Source organism: Legionella erythra (genome assembly GCF_001467615.1).
GTDB lineage: Bacteria > Pseudomonadota > Gammaproteobacteria > Legionellales > Legionellaceae > Legionella_C > Legionella_C erythra.
Genome location: NZ_LNYA01000028.1, coordinates 67875 through 92187, shown reverse-complemented (window position 1 = coordinate 92187; position 24313 = coordinate 67875). Strand labels below are relative to the sequence as shown.

Genomic DNA, 24313 nt, shown 5'->3' with positions numbered 1-24313 from the left:
CTCCTTCACCAATGGCAGTATTGAAGATACTCCCTATTCTCACAGGATGTGAACATGTCATTTGCAAAAGGTTCCCGCCAGGCGCTTATCAATCGGCTGACTCAAAATAAAATCAATTGCCGTCTGGGCACATGGACCAATTACATGGAAACAGTGAGTCAACGTCAGGCCGTTATTATTCAGGTGGATAACGAAGACCAGGTAAGAGAAGTCATGCTGGCCGTGAAAGAGCAGAACGCATTGCATACTCACCATCAGATTACTGTTCGGGCGGCAGGCGGATGGAATGATAAAACCAGCAATAATTGGTGTTGCTTTCCCTGGAAACAAGCCCAGGTGGAACGCTACAATGGCTCCTTTTCTTTTTCACCAATCGCGCTAAGCGATGACGTGGTCATTTTGTTCAGCGAAAAATATCAATCCGTCCACGTCGAGGGGAAAGCCTCCCCCCTGCCGCCTAGTGCAACCAATCCCATTAAAAACCTGCCGGCCTGGGTTGTTAAAGTCAGTGCTGGAGTGCAAATCGCCAAATTAGCCGATGTCCTGCGAGCCAAAAAATTATCACTGTCCACAGCCAGCATGATAGCCTGGGTCACTGCAGTGGGCCTTGCGGGTACAGGCGGTCACGGCACGGGGCAGGATGAAACCGCGTTCAGTGGCCTAATCCTCAGTGCAACCGTCTGTGACATGGATGGCAATATCCGCGAAATCGATTCGAGCCATGAGGATTTTCCCCTGCTGTTTGGCGCACATGCCGGCATGCTGGGTGTGGTATTAAATATCCGGTTACGCACGGTAGAGGCCTTTAATCTTGAAGAGACGGTGCATAATTTTAAAGACGTTGATGAGCTCAATACCCATCTTGCGGACTACTTAAATAACAATCACTATTTTACACTCATGCGCATCCCCACTTACAGTAAACTCCCGGTGGATAAATGGCATGTGCGTCTCTGGAACCACACCACCAAAGCGCGAACCACCAACGACAATGCACCTTATGCGGCGGATGCCAGTTCCCTGGCACAGGAACTGAGCGTACGGGTCGGTGATTCGATTCAGGATCGGCTGAATGAGCCCGGATTACAGCATTTGTTGCCGGCCTTTATGCAATTAACCGCAGCCATTGTAACCAGCACGCGCGGCACCAAACCCGTCGTCGATTATGAAAATCATATCAGCCATTACCAGGTCGGTTTTCCGAAAGCCATGCGCGATGTCAGTTACCTCATTCCTGTGGATAAGGATAAAGCCGCCCCGTTATTGGCTGATGTATGTAAAAAACTGGATGAGATGCTGAATGAAGCCGCCGAACGCGGTGAATACCCGTTAACCTATGCCTATTACGTTCGGTATTTTAAAGGCACCAACGGTGGCTTATCGACCTCCAGCACGGCCAATGAGAATCAGCGTGTGTTTGCAATCGACATGGTCACGCACCCTGAGGCCTCAGGCATCGCACGTTTTGAAAGCGAGTTTCTTGCTTACCTTAAGGAAAAAGGCATACAACCCCGTCATCATCTGGGTAAAAATTTCCCGCATGGGGTAGTCAACTATGCTGATTTTCTGGACAAGGATGCTTTGGCCGCCTATCGTCAGGCTCTCGTTCGTTGGTACGGGAACGAGAACAAACTGAAACAAAGCCCTTTCCTCACCCCATACATGAAGGACATGCTCTTTTCCGAACCGCAATACCAACCCGGTCTTCACCCGGCATTCGCTGAGTCAAAAACGATTGCGCCGCGTTACTCCAGGACAGAAAACAAGGAATTTTTAAACAAATTGGTAACTGAAATCAGCAAATTTCCGCTGCCACACGAATGGGATACTCTTCGTGATGAATTCATTCGTCAGTGCAAAGAAGACATCGAAGCGCCGGAAATGGTTCTTCTTGTTTAATGCAGCATGCCAGCAGGAGAAGGCCGGTTAAACCTGCCTTCTCGCCTCCAGCACATTGGGAATCTGCTCAAGACGGGTTAACAGCCGCGACAGGCTGTTTAAACCGTCAATTTCAACAGTCAAGGTAATATAGGCACTGTTATCATGCTTGTTGATGTTCGTTTGCAAGGCATAAACATGGGCTTTTTCGTTGGATAACAACGAGGTGACATCGCGCAGCAAGCCCGGCCGATCAAACGCCTTGATGAGAATATCCACCACATAATGATCGCGGGTGGCGCTTCCCCAACTCACCTGTAAAAACCGCTGTTTCTGCTTGTCAGTGGCATGCAGGATGTTGGGACAATCCTGACGATGCACCGACACGCCGCGCCCGATGGTGATGTAGCCGACAACCGTATCCCCCGGCACTGGCTGACAGCACCGCGCCATATGGGTCATTAAATTGCCGACGCCCTCGATGCGCAAATCACTGCCGGTTACTTCCGGCACACTCTGCGGCTTGACAATGTTTTGGATGCTGGGCTCAACAACCTCAGCGGGTGACAGGCGATTTAAAATCTGGCTGAGTTTGATATCTCCCCGCCCAAGCGCAGCCAGCAAATCATCCAGACGTTTGTAGTTAAAGGTCTTCACCACGTCCTGTAATTTTTCCGCTTTAATACCCAGCGTTTTCAATTCCTTGTCAAGAATTTCATGGCCTTCAGCGCGATTTTTATCATAATCCTGCATCTTAAACCAATGCAGCACTTTTGCCTTGGCGCGCGACGTTTTTAAATAATTCAAATGGGGATTAATCCAGTCACGGGAGGGGCGTTCGTCCTTACCCGTTAAAATCTCCACCCGATCGCCGGTTTTTAACGCATAGGTCAAGGGCACTATCGAGCCATTGACTTTAGCGCCGCGGCAACGATGACCGACTTTACTGTGGACATGATAGGCAAAGTCCAGAGGTGTGACACCCGCTGGCAAATCAAGCACATCGCCATCGGGTGTAAATACGTAAACCCGATCTTCAAGAAATTCGGTTTCAATGGCTTCCGAAACACCGCTTGAAGTAGCCATTTCTCTATGCCAGGCCAATACATCCCGCAGCCATTCAATTTTACGTTCATGGCTTTGTTTATGGTGAATACCGCTCTCTTTATATTTCCAATGCGCTGCCACACCCATCTCAGCCAGATCATGCATTTGAAAAGTACGAATTTGCACTTCAAAAACCCGATCTTCAGGACCAACGACCGCCGTGTGCAACGATTGATAGCCGTTGGGTTTGGGATTGGCAATGTAATCATCAAATTCTGCAGGCACCTGTTTCCATAAATCATGAACCATGCTCAACACTTCATAACATTGCTCTTTGGTTTCAAGCAAAACCCGGACGGCCGTGGCATCGTAAATTTCATCCAGCGATACATTCTTGCGGGTCATCTTTTTATAGATGCTGTGAATGTGTTTGGAGCGCCCATAGACAGCGAAATGATGCACACCCAACCCCTGAATGTACTTGTTGAGTTCTTCGACAATCAGATTAACATAATGGTCCCGCTCCAGCCGTTTGGCCTTTAGCCCTTTGGCAATGGCCTTGTAATCGTCCGGATGCAGCAGACGGAAGGCTAAATCCTCCATCTCCCATTTGATGGCTCCAATTCCCAGTCGATTGGCCAGTGGAGCATAAATTTCCATGGCTTCGGTAGCAATTTGGGTGCGCAAGGCTTCCGGAAGCTGGCTTGAGGCACGCAGCACACTCAGGCGTTCAGCCAATTTGATGAGTACCACCCGCACATCATCGACCATGGCCAGCAGCATTTTACGGATATTATCGATTTGGTGTTTGTTTTGCGGATTATTCAAGGCCTGCAGATTATGCATGGCACTCATACGCTCAACCCCTCTGACCAGTTTGGCAATGGCGGGATTGAGCTGTTCTTCCACATCATCCAGTGATAGTTCAGCATAATGGACACTGACGAAAATAATGGCTGCCGTCAATGTTTCCTGATCGACTTCCAAATCCGCCAGGATATCCGCCATGATTAAACCCTGTTGCAGACAGGGGACGCCGGTTTCAGTCGCGTGATCATGGCCGCTTAACTGGCTGAGCGTACAGGCGTTACGGATCATCCCCAGATCTTGAAAATACCCTTTGCTGCCGAGTTGATGGAGCCATTGCTCCACATCAATACCGCCATCTGACAACCAGGGCGTACTTTCTTTCACCTTAACCATCACTGTTTATCCTTTTCAAATAAGGCAATGGACTCCACGTGCGACGTGTGCGGAAACATATCCATTACCCCAACCGCTCGTAAACGATACCCATGATGATTGACCAGAACGTCAGTGTCTCGTGCAAGTGTCGCTGGATTACAGGATACATAAACAAGCCTTATAGGATTAAGTTTATCGATTTGGCGGACAATTTCCAGTGCCCCGGAACGCGGTGGGTCAATCAGCATTTTATCAATGGGTTGCTTGACTATCGCCGCCAAAGCATCCACCTGATCCAAATCAGCACAATAAAAATGTGCATTGCCAAGGCCATTATAGTCCGCATTCATCGCCGCGCGTTGAACCATGGTTTCACTCCCTTCAACGCCAATCACCTTCGCACAGCGTCGAGCCAGCGGCAGGGAAAAATTGCCGAGACCACAGAACAGATCGAGTACGGTATCCTTCGTATTCACCGCCATTAACTCCAGCGCCTTACTGACCATCAAGCGGTTTAAACCCGCGTTAACCTGAGTAAAATCAGTCGGATAAAAGCGGAAGCGGACCTGTTCCTCCGGCAATTGATAATGCAGGTACTCATCACTGCCATCCGGTGAATAAAACAGGGTGACGCTGTCAGGTCCCTGGGGTTGCAAATACAATTTAAAACCGGATGTCTCACCAAAGCGGCAAAGCGCTTCCTTATCCCTTTCACTGAGTGCTGCCATGTTTCTGAAAATCAGCGCCACCTCTTCATCACCGGCTGCCACTTCTACCTGGGCAATACTCTGCGGGGAATCAAAAGAATCAATCAGAGCACGCAGAGGCAGGATATGATCATCGACGCGGGCATTTAGCACCGGGCAATGCTCAATCTCGGCGATATAGCGGGGGTTGCTTTTTTCACGAAAACCCACCAGTGTGCCCTGCTTCTTTTCAACGTAACGCACGCTTAGACGGGCTTTGTTACGATAATGCCAACTGCCTGCGCTTAAAGGAGGTAATATCGATTCCGGTTCGACTTTACCGATGCGGCGAAGCAAGTCCAGCAACAAGGTTTGTTTCTCATGAATCTGCGCTTTTTCATCCAGATGCTGCAATGAACAGCCGCCACAGGCACTGTAATGCGGGCAACGTGGCGTCACGCGATTGGCTGCTGGTGACACAATCTCAAGCGCACGCCCCTCATCAAAGTCGCTTTTCGTGCGGGTATACTGAAATAATACGGTTTCCCCCGGCAGGGCATTCTCGATAAACGTTGTCTTGCCATTGATGCGGGCAATGCCGCGACCATCATGGCTAAAGTTAACGATTTCCGCGGTTTGAGGTGTCTTCGGGGGTCGTTGCGTTCGTCTGCTCATCCAACTACTCTACTCTAAATTAACGTCAAATTCGTCAAGGACTTATGATACCATACTGGCTTGAATACGCTTTAGATCATGCGCTTAAATAGATCAAACATTCAAGGAAAAATACAATGATAAAGGATATCATAGCCAAATTGCTGCTGTCATGGTTCATCGTTGGCATAACCAAAGCTGGCCCGCTCAATCATCACCAGATCGAAGATCAACTGAAGCAGCATAATGCCGGCTTTGCCAATCTTGAACATCGCGATTATGGCAACCGGGTTGTGCTTCACTGGGCGCCTCTTCCCCCCCCGCAAAACAATCGCCTGACATTGCCTAACGGATTGCAACTAAGCTACGGGGAACTGGTCATGTATGCCGGCGATTTGTTCGGCGACCCCTACAAACCCATTTCAAATTGTAAAACCCAGCAGCAGGAAGCCTGTTTCATACGCCAGTTTAACACCTTGGGCGGCACGACCAGCGATTACTCCTGTAAAACCCCACTCACGTTGCTGAGCGAATACAGTCAGTTTTTTGAGACTCTGGAGACGCAACTTAAAGCCGCTGAAGCGCAGGGACAAAAGCCCTGGGAATTTTACCAGCATCATTTCAGCGAACTGTCCCAGACGCTTAACCGCATTGGCTGCGGCGGTACGGCTGTTAATGGTTACCTGCCCCTGGGTCTTTATTTGAAGCTGGCGCAAGTGAACTTCGATCATTTTGTCCCCGATTCCCTGACCGCATACCGCGCCGGTCATGCGGTTGCTTTGCGTTCAGCGCTGGAAGCGCATCATTACCTTGACGAAGGCAAACTGGCAGAGGCAAACAAAGCCCTGCAGCGGGCGTATGCGCAAAATGCATTTGCCAATCACTTTCTCACGGATTCCATGTCTTCCGGCCACATGAGAACGCCAAGACGCGCCATCCATAACAACATTGCCCTGCCGGCTATACTTAACCTCCTGATTGCCAACCTCATGCACGATGAAGACTCAAAATACGGACTTGAAGTCAGCAACGCCCAGGGTTTAAGCTGGAGAGCCTATGGTGATGATTACCTGAGCCATCCCGATGCGGCAAGGCATGTTGAGATATTAACCCACATCATGCAGCTTTCTGCCGATGCGGTTTATACAACTTTCCGCGATGGGAAGCTGCCTGCTTCTTACGACGAATTAGGCTGGTTGCCCGACTTTGATAAAATTGAACAATTACCCAATCATTCTCCTTTATTTAAGGTAGAAAATGGTGTGTTACTGAAACGGTTGAGCAATCATGATCGAAACGATTATCATTGGACGGCGTTGTGGAGTGGGTTAATCACGTTGATCGATTTTCAAATTAATAAAGATTAGGTTGACAAGGTCTGTTTAATCATGACCGCCTGAATTTAGCGCATATAGCACGCGGTTGTGGGGACGTGGATACCGCGGTCAAGCCGCGGTACGTGGGGATACGGTACCGGAGCTGGCTTAAGTTGAACATTGCGAGGTTTAAGACCGAGGCAAAATCCAGACTACCACCTGCCTTCGTTTACCTCTGTGCGCGAAATCCAGCACGCGGTTGTGGGACGTGGATACCGCGGTCAAGCCGCGGTACGTGGGGATATGGTACCGGAGCTGGCTTAAGTTGAACATTGCGAGGTTTAAGACCGAGGCAAAATCCAGACTATGCCACCACGATACGTTGCAAATCCGCCCCTTGAACGTGGGAGGAAGGAGCGGAACGTCAAATGTAGTGGCGATGATGCGAGCGCAGAAGTCTACCTACCGCGGCTTGTCCGCGGTATCTAGAGTAGGATATCTATCCAATAAACTGTAAAGCCCATTATCACGGCGCGCTCAAACTGTTCATAAACGTTTCCACTTCTTTAGGTGTCAACTCGACATGATCCCCTCGCGATAACGAGCGCGGCATGGTGAGTTTGCCATAGCGGATGCGGATTAAGCGACTGACTTCAACCCCTTGTGATTGCCAAAGGCGGCGTACTTCGCGATTACGGCCTTCTGTGAGCGTCACATGGTACCAGGCATTGGTGCCCTCACCGCCGCTAAAATCAATGCGCTTGAATTTAGCCAGGCCGTCGTCCAGCTCAACGCCCTTCAACAAGGCTTTGATTGCTTCATCGGAAACCTGACCGTGAACACGAACGGCATATTCCCGTTCAATCTCAAATTTAGGATGCATGAGTCGATTGGCCAAATCGCCATTATTGGTAAAAATCAATAAACCTGAGGTATTAATATCAAGACGTCCCACCTGCACCCACCGCCCCTGGCGAAGCGGCGGCAACTTATCAAACACCGTCCGGCTATGATTGGGATCGCTGCGGCTTGAAATTTCGCCGACCGGCTTATGGTAAAGCAGGATACGTGTCTTAAGCTCTGCTTTCAAGGGATTGGCAATCACCTTGCCCTTGACAATAATTTTATCATCAGGCCCGGCGCTGTCGCCCAGTTTGGCTACAGTTCCATTGACGCAGACCATGCCCATTTCTATCCAGCGTTCCATTTCGCGTCGAGATCCAAAGCCTGCCTGGCTCAGTATTTTCTGTAATCGTTCGGTTGTCATTTATTCTACACACTCTTCTACTGATTCGTTGCGGGTGGGGAGGGGCATATCCTCCGTTATACTCAGGGAAGGCAATTCGTCAAGGCTTCTTAAATTAAAATAATCCAGAAACGCTTTGGTTGTGACATACACGGCAGGTTTGCCTGGCACATCACGATGCCCGGCTACGCGAACCCACTCCCGCTCCAATAAAGTTCTTAACATGGAACTGCTGACGGCAACCCCTCGAATATCCTCGATATCGGCCCGTGTTACGGGTTGTTTGTAAGCAATAATGGCTAAGGTTTCCAACAAGGCGCGCGAATATTTAGCCGGCTTTTCCGCCTTGAGGCGGCTTATCCAGTGAGCATATTTTGCTTTGGTTTGAAAACAGTAGCCGCTTGCTACCTGTGTCAGCTCTATTCCCCTCTCGCTGTAATCCTGTTTCAGACTCAAAAGCGCCTGCTCCATACGTTCAAGGCCAGGATTTTCCCACTCATTGAATACAGAAAGCAACTGTTGCATGCTCAATGCATCCGGGGAACTCATCAATAAGGCTTCAAGGATAGCTTTTAATTGCTGATTATCCATGGTCTACCGCCATAATATGAATCGGGCCATAAAGGATGCCCTGATTAATGATTATCAAGGACTGCCTTGCCAGTTCAAGGACGGCCAACAGGCTGACGGTCAATCCCATACGCCCTTCTGTCGCTGAAAAGAGACGGGAAAACAGCAGGGTTTTTTCCTGGCTTAAGCGGTCAAGAACCATCGTCATCCGCTCACGTACCGATAATTGTTCACGGCTGATGTGATGGTTGAGTTGATGGCCTTGTTTTTCAGCCAATTGCCGCATGATTTCCGGTAATGAAGCCAGTTCAACATCAGGATGGATGGTCATCACCGTAAGGCCTGTTGCCGAAATCTGGACACGAAAATAATCCCGTTCGCAACGCGGCAGTTCATCGAGACTTTCTGACGCCATTTTCATTTCTTCATAGGCTTTCAGTTTACGCACCAGCACCATGCGCGGATCCTCTTCTGCCTCATCCTCCGCATGAGGCGTTGGCGGCAACAGGCAGCGGGATTTGATTTCAGCGAGCATGGCCGCCATGACCAGGTAGTCAGCGGCCAGTTCAAGGCGGGTCGTTTCAATGAGTTGAATATACTGTATGTATTGCCGGGTAATATGGGCAATGGGGATATCAAGGATGTCGATGTTCTGCCGGCGGATAAGGTAAAGCAACAAATCCAATGGGCCTGAAAAGCTGTCCAGCAGGATTTCCAACGCATCGGGCGGAATAAACAGATCCGCCGGCATCTCGGTAAACGGCTTACCGCTGATAAAAGCCAGAGCCGGTGCAGGGGTATCCGCCAGCATCGCATCCATCAATAATCCAGCCCTATCACTTCCCGGACATCATTTAACGTTTTATTAGCCTCTTCCCTTGCCGCTTCACTGCCGTCGGCGACGATGCGTTTTACAGAGCCTAAATCCTCTTCAAATTCCTTAATTGCCGTCTGAATAGGTTTTAACTCCTGGTGAATAGCATCAACCACCGGGCGCTTGCATTCGATGCAGCCAATACCGGCCGTGCGGCAGCCCGTTTGTACCCAGGCCTTCACCTCATCGGAGGAATAAATTTTGTGTAATTGCCAGACGGGGCATTTTTCAGGTTCGCCCGGATCCGTACGCTTCACCCGCGCAGGATCGGTTGGCATGGTCAGTATTTTTTTCTCAACCTGCTCAGGCTCTTCCCGAAGACTAATGGTGTTATTATAAGATTTGGACATTTTTTGTCCATCTATGCCTGGCATTTTGGATGTTTCGGTTAACAGGGGTTGCGGTTCAGGCAAGATGATTTTCCCTGACCCATCCAGATAGCCCAGTAAACGCTCTTTATCACCCAGGGACAGGTTATGCTGATTGGCAAGCAGAGCTTTGGCGGTGTTTAAGGATTCATGATCGCCATCCTGTTGAAACTGACGGCGTAATTCCGTATAAAGGCTACCGTTTTTCTTGCCCATTTTCTTGATGCCTTCCATGGCCAGGGCTTCGAAATTCGGTTCACGGCCGTAAATATGATTAAAACGGCGTGCCACTTCACGGGTTAATTCAATGTGAGCCACCTGATCTTCACCGACCGGTACATAATCCGCTTTGTACAGTAACACATCGGCGCTCTGCAGCAGTGGGTAGCCGAGAAACCCATAAGTCGCCAAATCCTTATCATGCAGCTTTTCCTGTTGATCTTTAAATGTGGGCACCCGCTCAAGCCAACCCAGCGGCGTAATCATCGATAAAAGCAGGTGAAGCTCAGCATGCTCAGGCACCCAGGACTGGATAAAAATTTTAGACAGGCTGGGGTTAATGCCACAGGCTAACCAGTCAATGACCATATCCCAAAGAATGGTTTCAATAAACCCGGGCTCATCGTAACGGGTTGTTAACCCATGCCAATCGGCCACAAAAAAATAACAATCATACTGGTGCTGCAACTTCAACCAGTTTTTAATCACACCATGGTAGTGTCCAAGATGAAGACGACCACTGGCACGCATGCCAGAGACTACACGTTTACTCGCACTAAACAAGGCTGACATCGAGTTCCTCAATTGTTGATTATCATTTAAAAGGTTCAGGGTCCCCTTTCCCTTCACGTAGAATGACTGGGTAATCGCCGGTTAAATCAACAACGGTGGTGGGTTCATAACCGCAATTTCCGCCATCAATAATCAAATCGACCTGATTGCCCAATAAATCCTGAATGGCTTCCGGTTGACCCAAAGGGGCATTGGCTCCGGGCAGAATCAGGGTGGTGCTCATAATCGGCGTTTCCAGATGTTCAAGCAAGGCCAGAGTAATCGTGTTGTCGGGCACCCGCAGACCCAGGGTTTTTCGTTTGGGGTGCAGCATCAAACGCGGCACTTCATGGGTTGCATTCAGGATAAAAGTATAAGAGCCCGGCGTAAATGCCTTCAGCAGCCTGAAAATGGGGTTCGTCACACGCGCATACGTGCCCAGTTGCGACAGGTCACGGCACACCAGCGTCATGTTATGATTTTTATCGAGTTGCCTTAACTTGCGTATACGTTCCAGGGCGGCTTTATTACCCAGTCTGCAGCCTAAGGCATACCCTGAATCCGTGGGATAAACCAGAATACCGCCTTCTTCAATCAGATTAGCCGCTTTTCTCAATAGCCGGGCCTGTGGATTATCAGGATGTATAGCAAAAAACTGACTCATTCATATCCCCTGTCAAATTGTCCATTGTTGCCATATAGGCGTACAGTTTAGCGGGAGTTGACGCTGGCGTCCAAGGGAAATACGCGATACCTGGGCGCCGTGGTAATCCGAGCCGGAAGAGGCCAGCAATTCGTAGCGAAGCGCCAATCCTGCCATTTCCTGAACCTGAGTCACCGTCATTTCACCGGATACGACTTCAATACCTGTACCGCCCGCTGACTTGAATTCATTGATCAGTTCATGCAGACGGGTACGGGTTAAATTGTATTTTAAGGGATGAGCCAGAACCGCTTCCCCGCCGGCGTTCATAATACCGGCAACCGCCTCGGGAATCGACAACCAGGGGGTTGGAATATAGGCCATGCGTCCCCGGCCAAGAAAGCGTTTAAACGCCGCCTGCCGGTCCACAGCCAAGCCTTCATCGACGAGCACCTGAGCAAAATGAGGTCGCCCTACCCGTTCATGTCCGGCTAAATCACAGGCTTTTTGGTAAGCCTTGTCAATGCCGGCCAACGCCAGACGCTGGCCAATTTCATGGGCGCGGCTGATTCGGCTTTCGTTTTGTTTTTCATTGAGTTTGATTAACTCGGGATGCTGCGGATCAATCCTTAAGCCCACAATATGGATATCGTATTTTTTCCAGCGCGTGCTAAGCTCGATGCCATTAATCACGGTAAGCGAAGCGTGCTGACTAGCCGCCTCATGCAAGGCCGGCAACCCGGCTACCGTGTCATGATCAGTCAACGCTAAAAGACGTACGCCCACCGCGACTGATTGATTGATTAATTCGTCCGGGCTATGCAGTCCATCCGAATAATGGCTGTGGCAATGCAGATCAATAATTAAAGAATTGGGACCTAACGACACGGATTCACCTTGAGTCTCTTTTTTACAGAAAGAATGGAGTAAAATGGTTTATTATATCACAGTTACATGTTATTCACATTCTGACTTGCAGATAAACACCGTTATGAACTATCCTTTAATCAGAGTCACTTATTTTCAATTAACTAACATTGAGCAGTACACTACAGATTAAAAAGGTTTCCCTGCCACGTTTAACTATGAAACGCCTTGCTAATATATGTGGTACCCTGCATGAAAACATTACCCTTCTCGAACGCCATTTCAATCTGTCTGTACGCGTTGCCCATGACCAGATCTTTCTTTCAGGCCCCTCCCTTGGGAATCTGTCGAAAGCGGAACAGGTCCTTCAGCAATTGTACCGGGTATCAGATAAACCTATTGCCAGTGAAATGGTATTACCACTAATTCAAGATGAGGAACCGCAAACGGTTATGAATCACCCAGTTAAATTAAGCCGAAAATCCATTCTTGCCAAAAACAGCAAACAGGTTGAGTATTTGGAAAGCATCAACCGTCATGACATCACCTTTGCCATAGGCCCTGCCGGTACCGGCAAAACCTACCTTGCTGTATCCAAGGCTATTGAAGCCTTTGAAAAAGGTGAGGTACAAAAACTTGTCTTTGTAAGACCCGCCGTCGAAGCCGGTGAGAAACTCGGGTTTTTGCCCGGTGACTTAGTTGAGAAAGTCTTGCCCTACCTGCGGCCCATTTATGATTCTCTCTATGAAATGATCGGTTTTAAAGAGGCGCAAAAACTCATCCAGAGCGATGTGATTGAAATTCTGCCTTTAGCCTTCATGCGTGGCCGCACACTGAACGAAGCGTTTATTATTCTTGATGAAGCGCAAAATACCACCGTGGCGCAGATGAAAATGTTTTTAACCCGTATGGGCTTTGGCTCCAAGGCCGTTATCACCGGTGACATGACCCAAACGGATTTGCCCAAAGGCATCCAATCCGGCCTTATTCATGCCGTAAAAATCCTTAAAGACATTGACAGCATTGGCATTCATACCTTCACTAGCCGTGAAGTGGTGCGCCATCCGCTCGTTTCCCGCATCGTTGATTGCTATGAAGCGTCGTCAAAGGAAAGCAAATCATGAATTATGTCATCGATCTTCAAATAGCCTGCGAAGACCCGTTACCCATCAACGAAGCCTGTTTAATTTCCTATGCCGAACTACCACTTAAGGCACACCGGGAAAAGGCTGAATTAACCCTGCGTCTGGTCAGCCCTGAGGAAATGATGGACTTGAACTCAACCTACAGGAAACAGCATAAAACCACCAATGTGCTGGCCTTTCCATCCAATATACCCGCCGCTATTGCCATGGATTACCCTTTGCTTGGGGATGTCATTGTCTGCCCTGCCGTTTTATTGGTTGAAAGTCAGGAATTAAACAAAGCCCTGGATTTTCACTGGGCTCATATTGTCATCCATGGAGTATTGCATTTATTGGGTTTTGATCACATTGAAGAGGACGATGCCCGCATCATGCAGGCTCAGGAAATCAGCCTGTTGGCAGCAATAGGATTTACCAACCCTTATCTTGATGAGGATAATCACCTTGAGTAAAGAGGACGAAAACAGCTCCTGGTTTATACGCTTAAAACAATTTTTACAACTGGAGCCGAGAAATAAAGAGGAGTTAATCAGCCTGTTGCGTGATGCGCAGATCCGTGCGTTGATTGACTCAGAAACACTGGGCATGATCGAAGGCGTCATCCAGTTTTCACAAATGCGTGTCCGGGATATCATGTTGCCCAAAAAACAAATGACCAGCATTTCCCAGAATGACAGCTTGAAACAAGTCATAGAAACCGTAACCAGCTCAGGCCATTCACGCTTTCCAGTGACAGGGGATCACCCCGATGAAATCATCGGAATTTTGCATGCTAAGGATTTGTTAAGGTATCAGGCGCAAAATAATAGTGAGTTTGATTTAAACGACATTGTTCGCACAGCTACCTTCGTTCCAGAAAGCAAGCGTCTGGATTTGTTGCTTAGCGAATTTCGTACAAATCGAAACCATATGGCTCTTGTTGTCGATGAGTACGGCGGCGTTAGCGGTTTTGTGACGATTGAAGATATTATCGAGCAGATTATCGGTGATATTGAAGATGAATTTGATATTGATGAAGAAGCTTATATTAAAGAGCATGGGGATGCGCAATACATTGTTAAAGCCCATACACCCATTGAAGAATTTAATGAGCAACTTCATGCCAGTTTCAGCGACGAATCGTACGATACCATTGGCGGCATCGTCATGGCCAGTTTTGGTTATTTACCCAAGCGTGGCGAAGTGACGACCATCGACGATTTTGAGTTTAAGGTGATAAATGCTGACGCGCGCCGCATTAAACTGCTGGCTTGCTATGACAAACGCGCTGCATTTGAACACGAACCATTACCAGGACAACGAGTGAAATGAACAATAATATCTTAATTGTTGATGATGATACCGAACTGACCGACCTGCTTGTTCAGTACCTGGAGCCTGAAGGGTTTCATGTCGTCTGCGTTCATGATGGCGAAAACGCCGTGAAACGGGCAGTAAATCAAAGCTTTGATGCCATTATTCTGGATGTCATGCTTCCCAAATTAAACGGTTTTGAAGTTCTCAAAGCCATTCGCGAACACGTGCAAACCCCGGTTCTGATGTTAACCGCCCGCGGCGATGACATCGATCGCATCGTCGGGCTTGAAATCGGCGCCGATGATTATTTGCCGAAACCCTGTAATCCGCGCGAACTGGTCGCCCGCTTGAGGGCCATTTTGCGCCGCACGCAAAAAATGCCCACTCACAGGCCGGTTATCGAACACCATGACATCGTTGTGGATTGTTCAAAGCGCATCGTCACTTATCAAGGCGCGCCGATGGAGCTGACCAATGCCGAATTCAACATTCTTGAAATGCTGATTAAATCACCGGGTCAGGCATTCTCCAAAGAAGAACTGACGGAATATGCCTTAGGCAGAAAATACACGGCCTACGATCGCAGCATCGATGTCCACATCAGCAATCTTCGCAACAAACTGGGCGATAACCCGCAGGGTGAACCGCTGGTCAAAACCGTTCGCGGATTTGGATACATGTTTAATGCGTAGCCTGTATTGGAAAATTTTCTTAACCTTCTGGTTAGCCTCGAGCCTGATTATTCTGACTACCGCGTGGGTAACCAGTGAAATTGCGCAGAAATCCTCCATACCGGCCCGGGAACAGGTTTTTATGGACAGTTATGCCAATGCCGCGGTGGCAACGTTTGAATCAGGACAGCACGCCGCATTAACGCAATGGATGCAGCAAACCGGTATGTCAAAAAAGATGACGCTTTTCCTTTTGGTCAGCACCGGTGAAATCATCAGCACACAGACACCGCCGCCCGTTGTTAAAACCATTGCCGATGAACTCGTTAATCAACGCCTCGATGACGGTTTGCTTAAATTTGGCGACATCGTTGTCAGCCATGAAATCCTGTCCACCACCGGCAAATCTTACCGCTTGGTCGCTGTCAGTGAAAAACCTCTGGCTCATTTTGTCCAAATTCCCTGGGCCGGGTTGACCCTGCGCCTCCTGATCGCTATTTTCATCAGCGGTTTAATCTGCTATTTGCTGTCGATTTATTTAACCAAGCCACTTAGGTCATTGCGCATGGCCGCTAAATCAATCGCGACAGGTAAATTAAATACCCGGGTTGGCCGCTTTAAAGGTCATCACCGCGATGAAATTGCCGAATTAAGTGGTGAATTTGATCGCATGGCAGAGCAATTGGAAAACATCATGAACTCCAAAGAAAGGCTTTTGCAGGACATCTCCCATGAGTTGCGCTCGCCTTTAGCCAGATTGCAGATAGCGATTGCGATTGGACGAAAAAAATCAAGCCCTGAGGCAGAAGGAGCCTTCTCGCGCATGGAAGAGGAGTGCCTGCGTTTAAATACGCTCATAGGCGAAATACTTGAATTCGCAAGACTCGATAAATCAGTCAATGAAGTGCATCCCTCAGCGGTTGACATGCCCGTCTTGCTTCAGCAAATTGCGAAAGACGCCAATTTTGAATCGGGCAGCCAGCGCGTGCACGTCATTACCCGTGTCGATCATTTTATGTTAAGCGTCGATGAACGTCTGGTTCACCGCGCTATTGAAAACATTGTTCGTAATGCCTTACGGTATTCACCCGCAGATGAAGAAGTGTTTATCATTTTGTCATTTAACGATGAACGCTCATTACTCTTCATCACCATTGAAGACCGCGGGCCGGGAGTACCCCAGGATCAGCTGGATAAAATCTTTAATCCTTTTTATCGGGTCGACACGTCCCGTGAGAAAAAAACGGGCGGTTATGGCCTGGGATTGTCCATTGCTCAACAGGCGATCGCCCTCCATAACGGCAGCGTTATCGCCAAAAATCGCACAGAAGGCGGCTTACAGGTTATCATTACCCTGCCTGCAGTTGGCCTTACACCAGAATAATCACCACACGCACAGACACGGCAATAATTTGCCCCTTCGTTAGCAAATTTTTAGCATCTAAAACATTAAATTAACACTTTCTATACTAATGTCACTGTGCTAACTTAATTCATTTATGCCCATCAATAAAACCAATGACAACAACAACCAAAAAGCTCCGCCATGCTAAACGCCTGGATAAAGCCAGTGGTCTATTTTTTCTCATGGGTTTTGTTTTTTCCAAGCTGCAAAGTATCCCTCTGGTTTTCGTATCGGCGATTTTCAATCTGTTGTCGCTGCTTTGTTACCTCACCGCGTATTCACTCTGGCTCGCCGCCTGTGAACGTTATCCCGACCAGCCCTCCCACATTAACTCATGGTATGGCACTGTTCAGTTTAAAAGCCAGCACAAGGTTGCTGCGGTCCTGGGCACCTTAGCCATCCTGACGTGTCTCGCAGCGATTGCCTTTCCGCCTGCTCTCATCCCGGCAGCATGGCTCTTTCTGGTCAGCAACATTTTATGGTGCGTTGCAGAATACCATAAAATGTGCCACCCACCCGTCTATGATGAGGAGTACTCCTCCAAACGCCAGGCAGTGTACATACGCTACGCGCTGTTAATGACCTCAGCCAGCCTGGTAACTGCTCTGGCGACTACCCTGGTTTTTTGTTTTCCTCCCGCAGCGTTTGCGACGTTAATTACCGCCACCATTCTCTGCCTTCTGATTAATTTAGCCGCTCTTCACGACTGGGTGGAATTTACCTGGGTTGAGCACCCTCCCGATACCTGGAATGAAAGTCACACGGTCATTATCAATGAGTTAGGTTGTGAACCGGGCTATGCCCAGGCTTTAAACCAGGATGAGACAAACACCTTGTCTTTGTCGAATAGTCAGCAGTCAGAAAATCAACTCGAACCGCTATACGTGCAGTTACACCCCCAAACGGCAAGGGGTGTTTCGCCTGAAACTGCAACATTCGGCAATGAATCGCTTGGTCGCTTACAATGTACTTAAAATTCTTAACAGAAGAGACTTGGATTGCTGGAAGACTTTCAGTTAAAATGGGCTTTTGTTTATCTTGTCGTGAAAAATAGAATCAACACAGGATGTGAATAAGGATGTTAAATGGGTAAACTCGCTGAAATTTTTGCCGGTAAAATCAAGCAGGTAAGTAATAAGGCGCTTGAATCCTTTCTTCTCAAACACGTCAACGACAAGGCCGAAACCCAGGCTGAGTTGTTCTGTAAAATCTACCCGCAGTCGCGCAAACTGGGCCTTCAGGGGCGTGCCGCTCTTCTCGATAAGGAATTAAGCTATCAAAATGCCTTGAGCATGATTTTTGCGTATGCACCAGAAGAAGTCTGTAACCAGGCTGCTGACATGCTTCTTGGCATGGAAAGCAAGGACATGGTGGACTTGTTGTCTGCTTTTTGCACTCACCCCGCCAATGACTCCCTGAATGAACGGGTCATGCACACGCTCATGCATTATGCCCCGCCCGTCACACGAAAAAAAATACTGGCAGCCATTAAATCCCTGCCCATGGATGCCGTGGTTGCCCTCTTGTTTGGCAAAGCCTATTTCAGCCGTTATTTCAGCGTCTTTATGGAGTTAATAAATCCTGACGACATGGAGAGCCTGGATGATTTGTTATTCATCCTGCACCGTTACTCGCAGGAGGACGATAAAAAAAGTAAATTGTTTGATTTATTTCAAACCGACCCCTTTCCTTCCCGTGCCTATACGGCCTTGATTGACTTGTTTAAACTGCCGTTGACTGAAAGCCAGGCTTTGCTGGTTTTATCCATGCTTGAAGTCTATGACAAAGACGGGATCATGAAATTAACCACCGGAATCAGCGGCCAATTCAATCTGCTGCACCGGGTGTTCGCAACCCAATCCGGGCTAATCGTCGCCAGACTCCTAAGCATTCTCGAAAAATTGCCGGATAACGAGTTGATATCACTATTAACCGCCCAGGCTTCTTTCGAGCAGCATGAAACGCCGTTATCCATTGCCTTTTCGCGAAAAGATTATCCCGACATTGCCTGTCAGCTGATTGATTTCATTCAAAAAAGACAAGCCTTAAAGCCCTTATTGAATGCAACCTCCCTTCAGCAAACCCATTCGCCGCTGCATCATGCAGTGCTTCAGCGTAATACCGCCGCTGTCGCTTATTACCTCAAGCAGGATACCGCATGGGACCATAAAACCTACCTGGGCTCCCAAACACTGCTCGATTTAGCCAAAGAAAAGCAACATCAGGACTTAGTCTACCTGTTACAGATTCATCAGGCACGGGAGAAAGACGACAGGGAGACACTGGCCAACTTTGTAATCAACCCAGATGCCAATATAGCCAAAGCCTGGGCATTCGAACTGGCTGATATAAAACACCCTACCCTAACCTACGCAACCCTGCAGGCGGCTTTTGAACAGATTAAACCAACCTCTCTCCAGGATGCCCTTACCGACTATTGCTTTAAGGCCAAAGATACTTTTCTTTACTTCCTTTTATTGACCGGCAAGCTTTTTTCATCCACAAACGGGGAGACACTGACACTGGCAGTCAGGCGATTTATTGAAAATGCCTTGCGACAGCTCGATGCACAACCCAATCATGTCATCGCCAATAGCCTGCAGCTTCAACTGATTGCCCTGTTCTTTACCCTGCCTCCTGCGGCGCAAAGGCGGTGCATGGAACAGCTTCACCTTGATGAGCGACAAAAAAGACAATGGGCTGCCGTTTTATTTCGCGGCCTGATTCAGCCAGCTGTTTTCTCCACCTTGCCGCTTAAAGAACACGCATTTTTCCTGGAAACACTTAAGCAGCTAAGCGGCGAGCAAAATCTGCATGTCAATTTAGCAGGCTACTATTTGCTGCATGCCCCGATGGTACACTTGCCGCCTCAATGGCTGCTAACCTTAAGTGAGCTGGTATCGGCGCCCCAATTACATGATTGCATCAAAAAAAAGCGCAACCCCGTAGTCCTCTTACTCGCCCTGCAAAAACACCTGAACAGGCCGGCGGCCAACGAGCAACAGGTCGCTGAGCTCTATAAGCAATTAGGGGAAGAGCTGGCTTTAATCAGGCAAAACAAATCGCCAATGAACCCGAGGGAAATTGTGTTGTTGCTTAATCTTACAGCGCATCCCAAGCTTAAACCATTCATTCGGGAGCAGGCAGGCGACAGCTTAATTCCGATTGTTAAAAGCGCCTTCAAACAGCTCAAACCCGATACGGTCCTTCTGCCACAAAGCCTGTTCAGAGAAATGATCCTTGAGCAGGCTCAAGCGCCGCAAAATGTTTTACAGGCTGAAAATCAGGCGATTTATGCCGTGCTGTTTTCCATCGCAACACCCAAAGAAACATCAGCCCTGCTTTTGAATTTACAACCCACGCTCGAACAAGCCGCCACCCTGCGTGATGAGGCTTTTGTCCAGACGAACTACGCTGGATTTTATGAGACCCTCATTCGGGTGCATAATCAAAAGCAGCGCTTGGGCCTTATCCCTTTTACAGAGCAACTGAATGCATTGCAGCAATCCCTGCCGCCTGAGTCCGCGCCTGGTGAGTTTAAGCATCAATTAAATGCGTTGTGCAACACCTTGTCCGCTAAAGGGCTATCCATGGGCCCAGCCCCAGTTTTTGACTCTGAGCTTAAATCCCTGTTAAAAACAACCAGCGACAGGTTTTCTGCACTGGGTACCCAAGGTCCTGAATTATTAAAGCATTCACCTTGGCCAATCGCTGATTTTAGCGAAGTCATCACCCACATCCGCACCCTGGCGAAGCACATTGATGCCGAGGAACGTTTACTTGTGACCAAGACCCAGACTCCGCCGGAGCAAGCGGCGTTCCTCTCTCCGTTTCGCGAAGCAGTCATTACCGGATTATTGAATAACGCCCATATTGAACAACAGCTCCCCTCGCTGTTTTACTGGTACTTCATGCGCCGCGATATGAGCAATAAGGACACAATGCATGGGCAAATTCAGACCTTGTGTGAACGGATAACACCAAAAGCCTGGGAACCCATCCAGCACCAGCTAAACCATTTCCTGTCGTTGCATCAGGGCGCCCTGCCGGTTTTTCAGGTCTTAAACACCTTGCTTAACAATACCCTGCTTTTTGGTATGGAAGCCTTGCTGAAATGCCTTGAAAAAATCCCCGCGTCCTCCCTGGAGCAGTTTAAAGATTATTGCGCCTTATGCCACCAGCGCGACCTGGTGTTGATTTTGGATTATGTTATTGAAACCAAGCTCCTTGAGTTACCGCTTAAACATGAAGACGCCCCTGGAACAAGCAATCCTTTAGTCTCGATTGATCTCTGGCTTAAAGACGCGCTGGACTTCCTTGAAAAGCAGGCCGCCAAGGCCTTGTCCTGCAAGGCATTAATCAGTGGTTTTGATTTTAAAGCACGACCGGTTTCAGAATTAAACCGTTTAAATCAACTCATAACCGAACAAGGTGTATCGCTTGATGCTGAAACCTTAGCCATTTTTATCTCCGCAGCTGCCAGTTCACTGGATAAATCATCGCCCGAAGAGGACATGAAGGACTTTATCTCCGCCCTGAATGCACTACTTAACCAACATCCCATGCTGGTTATTACCGACATGATAAATCAACTGCCGTCGCCCGTTATCACGACGCTGACCAGGCATTGTCTTGAACGCCTAAACAGCGACAATACGGCAGTAAAACAGGCGAGCCGCAGTGTGATGACCTTGCTCTGCGAATGTGCATCACAATCGGAAGCTCATCTGGAAATCATTAAAAAAAATCTGGGGTCTCAGGACCTGGGTTTATTGGGCGATGAGCAGCTTATCCAAATGGCCAGGCACGTTTTAAAGGAAGAAGGAACAACCCTTGGCGAATGCACATTCAACGGCATTTGGATCCAACGCCTGCTCACCTCACCACGGTTTGTGGCCGCGAGCACGCCAGAGGCACTCCGTTCCCTGCTGGAACGCTATCGTTTTTTATCGCTAACCTTAAAGCAGGCCGAGTTTGAACAACTGAATGCCCATATCAAGGACAAGATGTCATTTTTTAAGCACCACGCCACCAAGCTTGTCGAAGTGGACGAGCAAATGGCGACCAACGCCGGCCTTCGTGCCCGATTATTGGAAAAACGTCAACGTCTTCTGCAATTTCGTGCGGATGACAGCATTCGCGCCCTGCTTATGCAATTGGAGGACTCCTGTTTTATCTTGCGCGAAAAAAACCCTTCCACGGCGAATGCGGCACTCAACGTGCTTTATTCTCATTACAATACCAGTTTAAGCAGCCTGCGATCTGACTGGCTATTTAAAGTAGCTGACTTTGTTTTTGAACAAAGCACAGCCAGCAAGGGTGATCTGGCGGTGGCCCAGAATACGTTTCTTGGCTGGCTTCAAAAATATTTACCCCATAAAAATTTTGAGCAAAGCGAGTTAGCCCGCAAGCAATCCGTTCTACTTTATGATGTAGCCGGGAAAGAAATCGGCTTCATTAATGAAGCCAATCAGGCCATGACCTTTGTAGACGATATACCCAAACCTTTAATTGGGCTACGCGGCTACAGCCCCGGTACGCAATTTTATGACCACAACCGCTACACGCTTGGCTTCCTCCTGCCCTCGGGTGAAGTCAAACGGATTAATCTGTTTCAGAAAGAAACCAGCGCGCTGCTCTTGGCCAAAGTCCCTGTGGACCAATTATCGGCCGGGGCAGCCACCATGACCTTGTTACTGGCCGATGCCATTAATGAAGAGTCACTGGCCCGTCTTTATCAGGAAAGCGACCCGGAAAAACTGATCTGGATAAAACAGCAGGTAGAGACTTATGCCACTAAAACCAATAAACCCCTGCCACTCGCTTTTTTTGAGTTATTGGTCCTTGAACATCGCCCCAGAGCCTCGTTTAAACTGCTTGCAGACATGCCTTTAAGCCAAAACAGCCATACCCTGTTTCAGACTATCCTTGAGCAGGAAGGCATACGCGAGCAGCTATTCAGCAAGGATTCAAAAGCCTTTACAGCCTACCTGGACAAGCACAATCCGGTCGATATTATGGCTGATTTTCTGGAAAAACATTATTCCAAGCCTTATTTTGCACAAGGTTTGCAGGCTTTCGCGGACTATGCGAAAACGCACAATCAACACGACATGCTTGTGCGCGCGCTAACGCACCTTCAGGACAAAAGGCAGAAAAACCTAGCGCTCGATAAGCAATGGGATGCCATGATGGCGACCTTGTTGGCAAAAGAAAATGTCGCCAAAATCATTTGGCAGGCTTTCCTCAATGCCGACATGAACTCACCCCTCGATACCATTGACAACACCCTCTCGGCATTAACAGCTTTCTTCCAGCGAGCGCATTGCACAGCCAGTGTATCGGCGGTGAATCAATTAAAAATCAGTGAGCTTTCAACCAGCTATCAATACCGTTTACTGCTTCTCATCCTTCATCGTCAGCGCGCGGCCTTTTTTCAACGGGTTGAATTGCGCTATAGCCCGAATCATTGGACAAACGATGAATTAAGTGCCTACAGCCTCTTTGTTAAACGGCATTTCGGTATCGACAGTGCGCAGGATAAAGATAAAAAAGCGGGAAAAAAATTATTAAGCGAACTGCTATTCCGTACCGCAAATTGCGGCAATACGGCGCTGTTTTATCATCAGAATCAATTTGACAGTAAATTGGCCGGCCTGCATTTTGAACGGAGCACCTTAAACGCCATCGCAGCCCGCAATTTTTTACCGTCCTCGCTCAAAGAGAAGCTGCAGGACGTGACCGATACGCTGGCCAGTTGGTTTAACGGTGACGCCCCGCAAACAAAAAAAACAATTCGTGAATTAAAAGCCAATAAAGCCATTATTGATTGGAAAGAAATCAATAAACAAAGCTGGGCGATGACCGATGCCTTGAAAATGCCTTTAATCAGTGCTTACCTTGCCAACTATTCAGGCGACGTATTGCCTTTAAAGACGTTGCTTAACGATTATTGCAAAACGGCCCATGCTGATTTACTACCGCTTTCCGAAGTGATGCTGAAGCTGCCGGCCCGTAACGTCAGTCCCTGTATTTTTCAAGCACTTGAAACCAGTTTCACCACCAAACCCGCAAGAATGGATTATACCCTGTTTAGTCAGATGGCCGTCTACCATGCCCAAAACCATCTCAAGCGTAAATCCTATACGCCTGAACAAAGCCAGTTGGCTTTGATTGAACATTTCGGCCAACAAAAAAAATATGATCTGGTCAGGCATGCGTGTCAATTGTATAAAGCCAACTGCAAAGACAAGAAACCAAACCCCAAAATAGAAAAAATCCATCTCGAAGCTGTGGTGGAGGCGGAGTTAAGCCCGCATGTGGGAACCTGGTATTTTAAATTCTGGCAACTGATTAAACGCTGGTGGCACTACGGCATTACCGGTAGTAAAACCCCGTCAGCGGCCGTGGTGTTTTGCGACAAAGAAAGCCGGTATGACACACCCGTCAGCATACCCAAAACGATTACGACACCTGAATTAAATGGCAGCTTCATCGAAGCACAGTTAGACATGCATCAAAAATTAAAAAACTTAAAGCAACGCTACGAGGTTTTTGTCGCAAAACAACCCCAACCCAAATCGGTTGAATTACCGCCGGTGATGGATCTGGGGAAATTACTTTTCTATCCCGCCGCGGATTTCAAAGTGGAACCGTTTCAACCCGCATTACGCGAAGAAATGGTTTACTAG

General features: G+C 48.3%; 17 protein-coding genes. 9 read left to right on the top strand and 8 right to left on the bottom strand.

What is annotated here, in order from left to right:
* Window positions 1–54: 54 nt before the first annotated feature.
* On the top strand, window positions 55–1899 hold the full coding sequence (locus Lery_RS09210) for an FAD-binding protein (RefSeq protein ID WP_058526968.1): 1845 nt from the start codon (window positions 55–57) through the stop codon (window positions 1897–1899).
* 27 nt (window positions 1900–1926) lie between these two features.
* Here Lery_RS09210 and relA read toward each other — a convergent pair whose 3' ends face one another.
* On the bottom strand, window positions 1927–4128 hold the full coding sequence (gene relA, locus Lery_RS09205) for a GTP diphosphokinase (protein WP_058526967.1): 2202 nt from the start codon (window positions 4126–4128) through the stop codon (window positions 1927–1929).
* On the bottom strand, window positions 4128–5471 hold the full coding sequence (gene rlmD, locus Lery_RS09200) for a 23S rRNA (uracil(1939)-C(5))-methyltransferase RlmD (protein WP_058526966.1): 1344 nt from the start codon (window positions 5469–5471) through the stop codon (window positions 4128–4130). The genes relA and rlmD overlap by 1 nt, the downstream gene beginning before the upstream one ends.
* 116 nt (window positions 5472–5587) lie before the next feature.
* Between rlmD and Lery_RS09195 the strand changes: the two genes are divergently transcribed.
* Complete coding sequence (locus Lery_RS09195) at window positions 5588–6817, top strand: hypothetical protein (protein ID WP_058526965.1); 1230 nt, start codon at window positions 5588–5590, stop codon at window positions 6815–6817.
* Between the two features lie 475 nt (window positions 6818–7292).
* On the opposite strand, the gene rluB is transcribed toward Lery_RS09195, so the two are convergent.
* From rluB to Lery_RS09165, 6 genes are read right to left on the bottom strand one after another with little or no spacing between them, the layout of a single operon-like run.
* Window positions 7293–8033 (bottom strand): 23S rRNA pseudouridine(2605) synthase RluB, encoded by a 741-nt coding sequence (gene rluB / locus Lery_RS09190; protein WP_058526964.1) that lies wholly within the window; start codon window positions 8031–8033, stop codon window positions 7293–7295.
* The gene (gene scpB, locus Lery_RS09185; protein WP_058526963.1) at window positions 8034–8603 is read right to left on the bottom strand and encodes an SMC-Scp complex subunit ScpB; all 570 of its coding nucleotides are present in this window, start codon (window positions 8601–8603) and stop codon (window positions 8034–8036) included.
* Window positions 8596–9402 carry a segregation and condensation protein A gene (locus tag Lery_RS09180; RefSeq protein ID WP_058526962.1) on the bottom strand — a complete coding sequence of 269 codons (807 nt, stop codon included), beginning with the start codon at window positions 9400–9402 and terminating at the stop codon, window positions 8596–8598. Before Lery_RS09180 ends, scpB begins: the two co-directional genes overlap by 8 nt.
* On the bottom strand, window positions 9402–10616 hold the full coding sequence (locus Lery_RS09175) for a tryptophan--tRNA ligase (RefSeq protein WP_058526961.1): 1215 nt from the start codon (window positions 10614–10616) through the stop codon (window positions 9402–9404). The genes Lery_RS09180 and Lery_RS09175 overlap by 1 nt, the downstream gene beginning before the upstream one ends.
* Before the next feature lie 22 nt (window positions 10617–10638).
* On the bottom strand, window positions 10639–11259 hold the full coding sequence (locus Lery_RS09170) for an L-threonylcarbamoyladenylate synthase (RefSeq protein ID WP_058526960.1): 621 nt from the start codon (window positions 11257–11259) through the stop codon (window positions 10639–10641).
* 12 nt (window positions 11260–11271) lie between these two features.
* Window positions 11272–12102: a PHP domain-containing protein gene (locus Lery_RS09165; RefSeq protein WP_058526979.1), complete on the bottom strand. Its 831-nt coding sequence runs from the start codon at window positions 12100–12102 to the stop codon at window positions 11272–11274.
* A gap of 173 nt (window positions 12103–12275) precedes the next feature.
* Between Lery_RS09165 and Lery_RS09160 the strand changes: the two genes are divergently transcribed.
* The 7 genes from Lery_RS09160 to Lery_RS09130 all read left to right on the top strand — a co-directional run bounded on the left by Lery_RS09160 (window position 12276) and on the right by Lery_RS09130 (window position 24313).
* Window positions 12276–13229 carry a PhoH family protein gene (locus Lery_RS09160; RefSeq protein ID WP_420324155.1) on the top strand — a complete coding sequence of 318 codons (954 nt, stop codon included), beginning with the start codon at window positions 12276–12278 and terminating at the stop codon, window positions 13227–13229.
* Window positions 13226–13702, top strand: coding sequence for an rRNA maturation RNase YbeY (ybeY, locus tag Lery_RS09155; RefSeq protein WP_058526958.1), 477 nt, complete (start codon window positions 13226–13228; stop codon window positions 13700–13702). The genes Lery_RS09160 and ybeY overlap by 4 nt, the downstream gene beginning before the upstream one ends.
* On the top strand, window positions 13680–14561 hold the full coding sequence (locus Lery_RS09150) for an HlyC/CorC family transporter (RefSeq protein WP_131751053.1): 882 nt from the start codon (window positions 13680–13682) through the stop codon (window positions 14559–14561). Before ybeY ends, Lery_RS09150 begins: the two co-directional genes overlap by 23 nt.
* Complete coding sequence (gene cpxR, locus Lery_RS09145; protein ID WP_058526956.1) at window positions 14558–15238, top strand: two-component system response regulator CpxR; 681 nt, start codon at window positions 14558–14560, stop codon at window positions 15236–15238. The genes Lery_RS09150 and cpxR overlap by 4 nt, the downstream gene beginning before the upstream one ends.
* Entirely contained in the window at window positions 15231–16601 is a 1371-nt protein-coding gene (gene cpxA / locus Lery_RS09140) for a two-component system sensor histidine kinase CpxA (RefSeq protein WP_058526955.1), read from the top strand. Before cpxR ends, cpxA begins: the two co-directional genes overlap by 8 nt.
* A gap of 134 nt (window positions 16602–16735) precedes the next feature.
* Window positions 16736–17596, top strand: a complete 861-nt coding sequence (locus Lery_RS09135) for a hypothetical protein (RefSeq protein ID WP_058526954.1) — start codon at window positions 16736–16738, stop codon at window positions 17594–17596.
* Between the two features lie 111 nt (window positions 17597–17707).
* A complete protein-coding gene (locus tag Lery_RS09130; protein WP_058526953.1) occupies window positions 17708–24313 on the top strand; it encodes a hypothetical protein in 6606 nt (2201 codons plus the stop codon).

What these genes read in the sequence shown, in the direction of transcription:
- Lery_RS09210 (WP_058526968.1), top strand. Translation starts at nt 55, where the DNA reads ATGTCATTTGCAAAAGGTTCCCGCCAGGCGCTTATCAATCGGCTGACT.
- relA (WP_058526967.1), bottom strand. Translation starts at nt 4,128, where the DNA reads ATGGTTAAGGTGAAAGAAAGTACGCCCTGGTTGTCAGATGGCGGTATT.
- rlmD (WP_058526966.1), bottom strand. Translation starts at nt 5,471, where the DNA reads ATGAGCAGACGAACGCAACGACCCCCGAAGACACCTCAAACCGCGGAA.
- Lery_RS09195 (WP_058526965.1), top strand. Translation starts at nt 5,588, where the DNA reads ATGATAAAGGATATCATAGCCAAATTGCTGCTGTCATGGTTCATCGTT.
- rluB (WP_058526964.1), bottom strand. Translation starts at nt 8,033, where the DNA reads ATGACAACCGAACGATTACAGAAAATACTGAGCCAGGCAGGCTTTGGA.
- scpB (WP_058526963.1), bottom strand. Translation starts at nt 8,603, where the DNA reads ATGGATAATCAGCAATTAAAAGCTATCCTTGAAGCCTTATTGATGAGT.
- Lery_RS09180 (WP_058526962.1), bottom strand. Translation starts at nt 9,402, where the DNA reads ATGGATGCGATGCTGGCGGATACCCCTGCACCGGCTCTGGCTTTTATC.
- Lery_RS09175 (WP_058526961.1), bottom strand. Translation starts at nt 10,616, where the DNA reads ATGTCAGCCTTGTTTAGTGCGAGTAAACGTGTAGTCTCTGGCATGCGT.
- Lery_RS09170 (WP_058526960.1), bottom strand. Translation starts at nt 11,259, where the DNA reads ATGAGTCAGTTTTTTGCTATACATCCTGATAATCCACAGGCCCGGCTA.
- ybeY (WP_058526958.1), top strand. Translation starts at nt 13,226, where the DNA reads ATGAATTATGTCATCGATCTTCAAATAGCCTGCGAAGACCCGTTACCC.
- Lery_RS09150 (WP_131751053.1), top strand. Translation starts at nt 13,680, where the DNA reads ATGAGGATAATCACCTTGAGTAAAGAGGACGAAAACAGCTCCTGGTTT.
- cpxR (WP_058526956.1), top strand. Translation starts at nt 14,558, where the DNA reads ATGAACAATAATATCTTAATTGTTGATGATGATACCGAACTGACCGAC.
- cpxA (WP_058526955.1), top strand. Translation starts at nt 15,231, where the DNA reads ATGCGTAGCCTGTATTGGAAAATTTTCTTAACCTTCTGGTTAGCCTCG.
- Lery_RS09135 (WP_058526954.1), top strand. Translation starts at nt 16,736, where the DNA reads ATGACAACAACAACCAAAAAGCTCCGCCATGCTAAACGCCTGGATAAA.
- Lery_RS09130 (WP_058526953.1), top strand. Translation starts at nt 17,708, where the DNA reads ATGGGTAAACTCGCTGAAATTTTTGCCGGTAAAATCAAGCAGGTAAGT.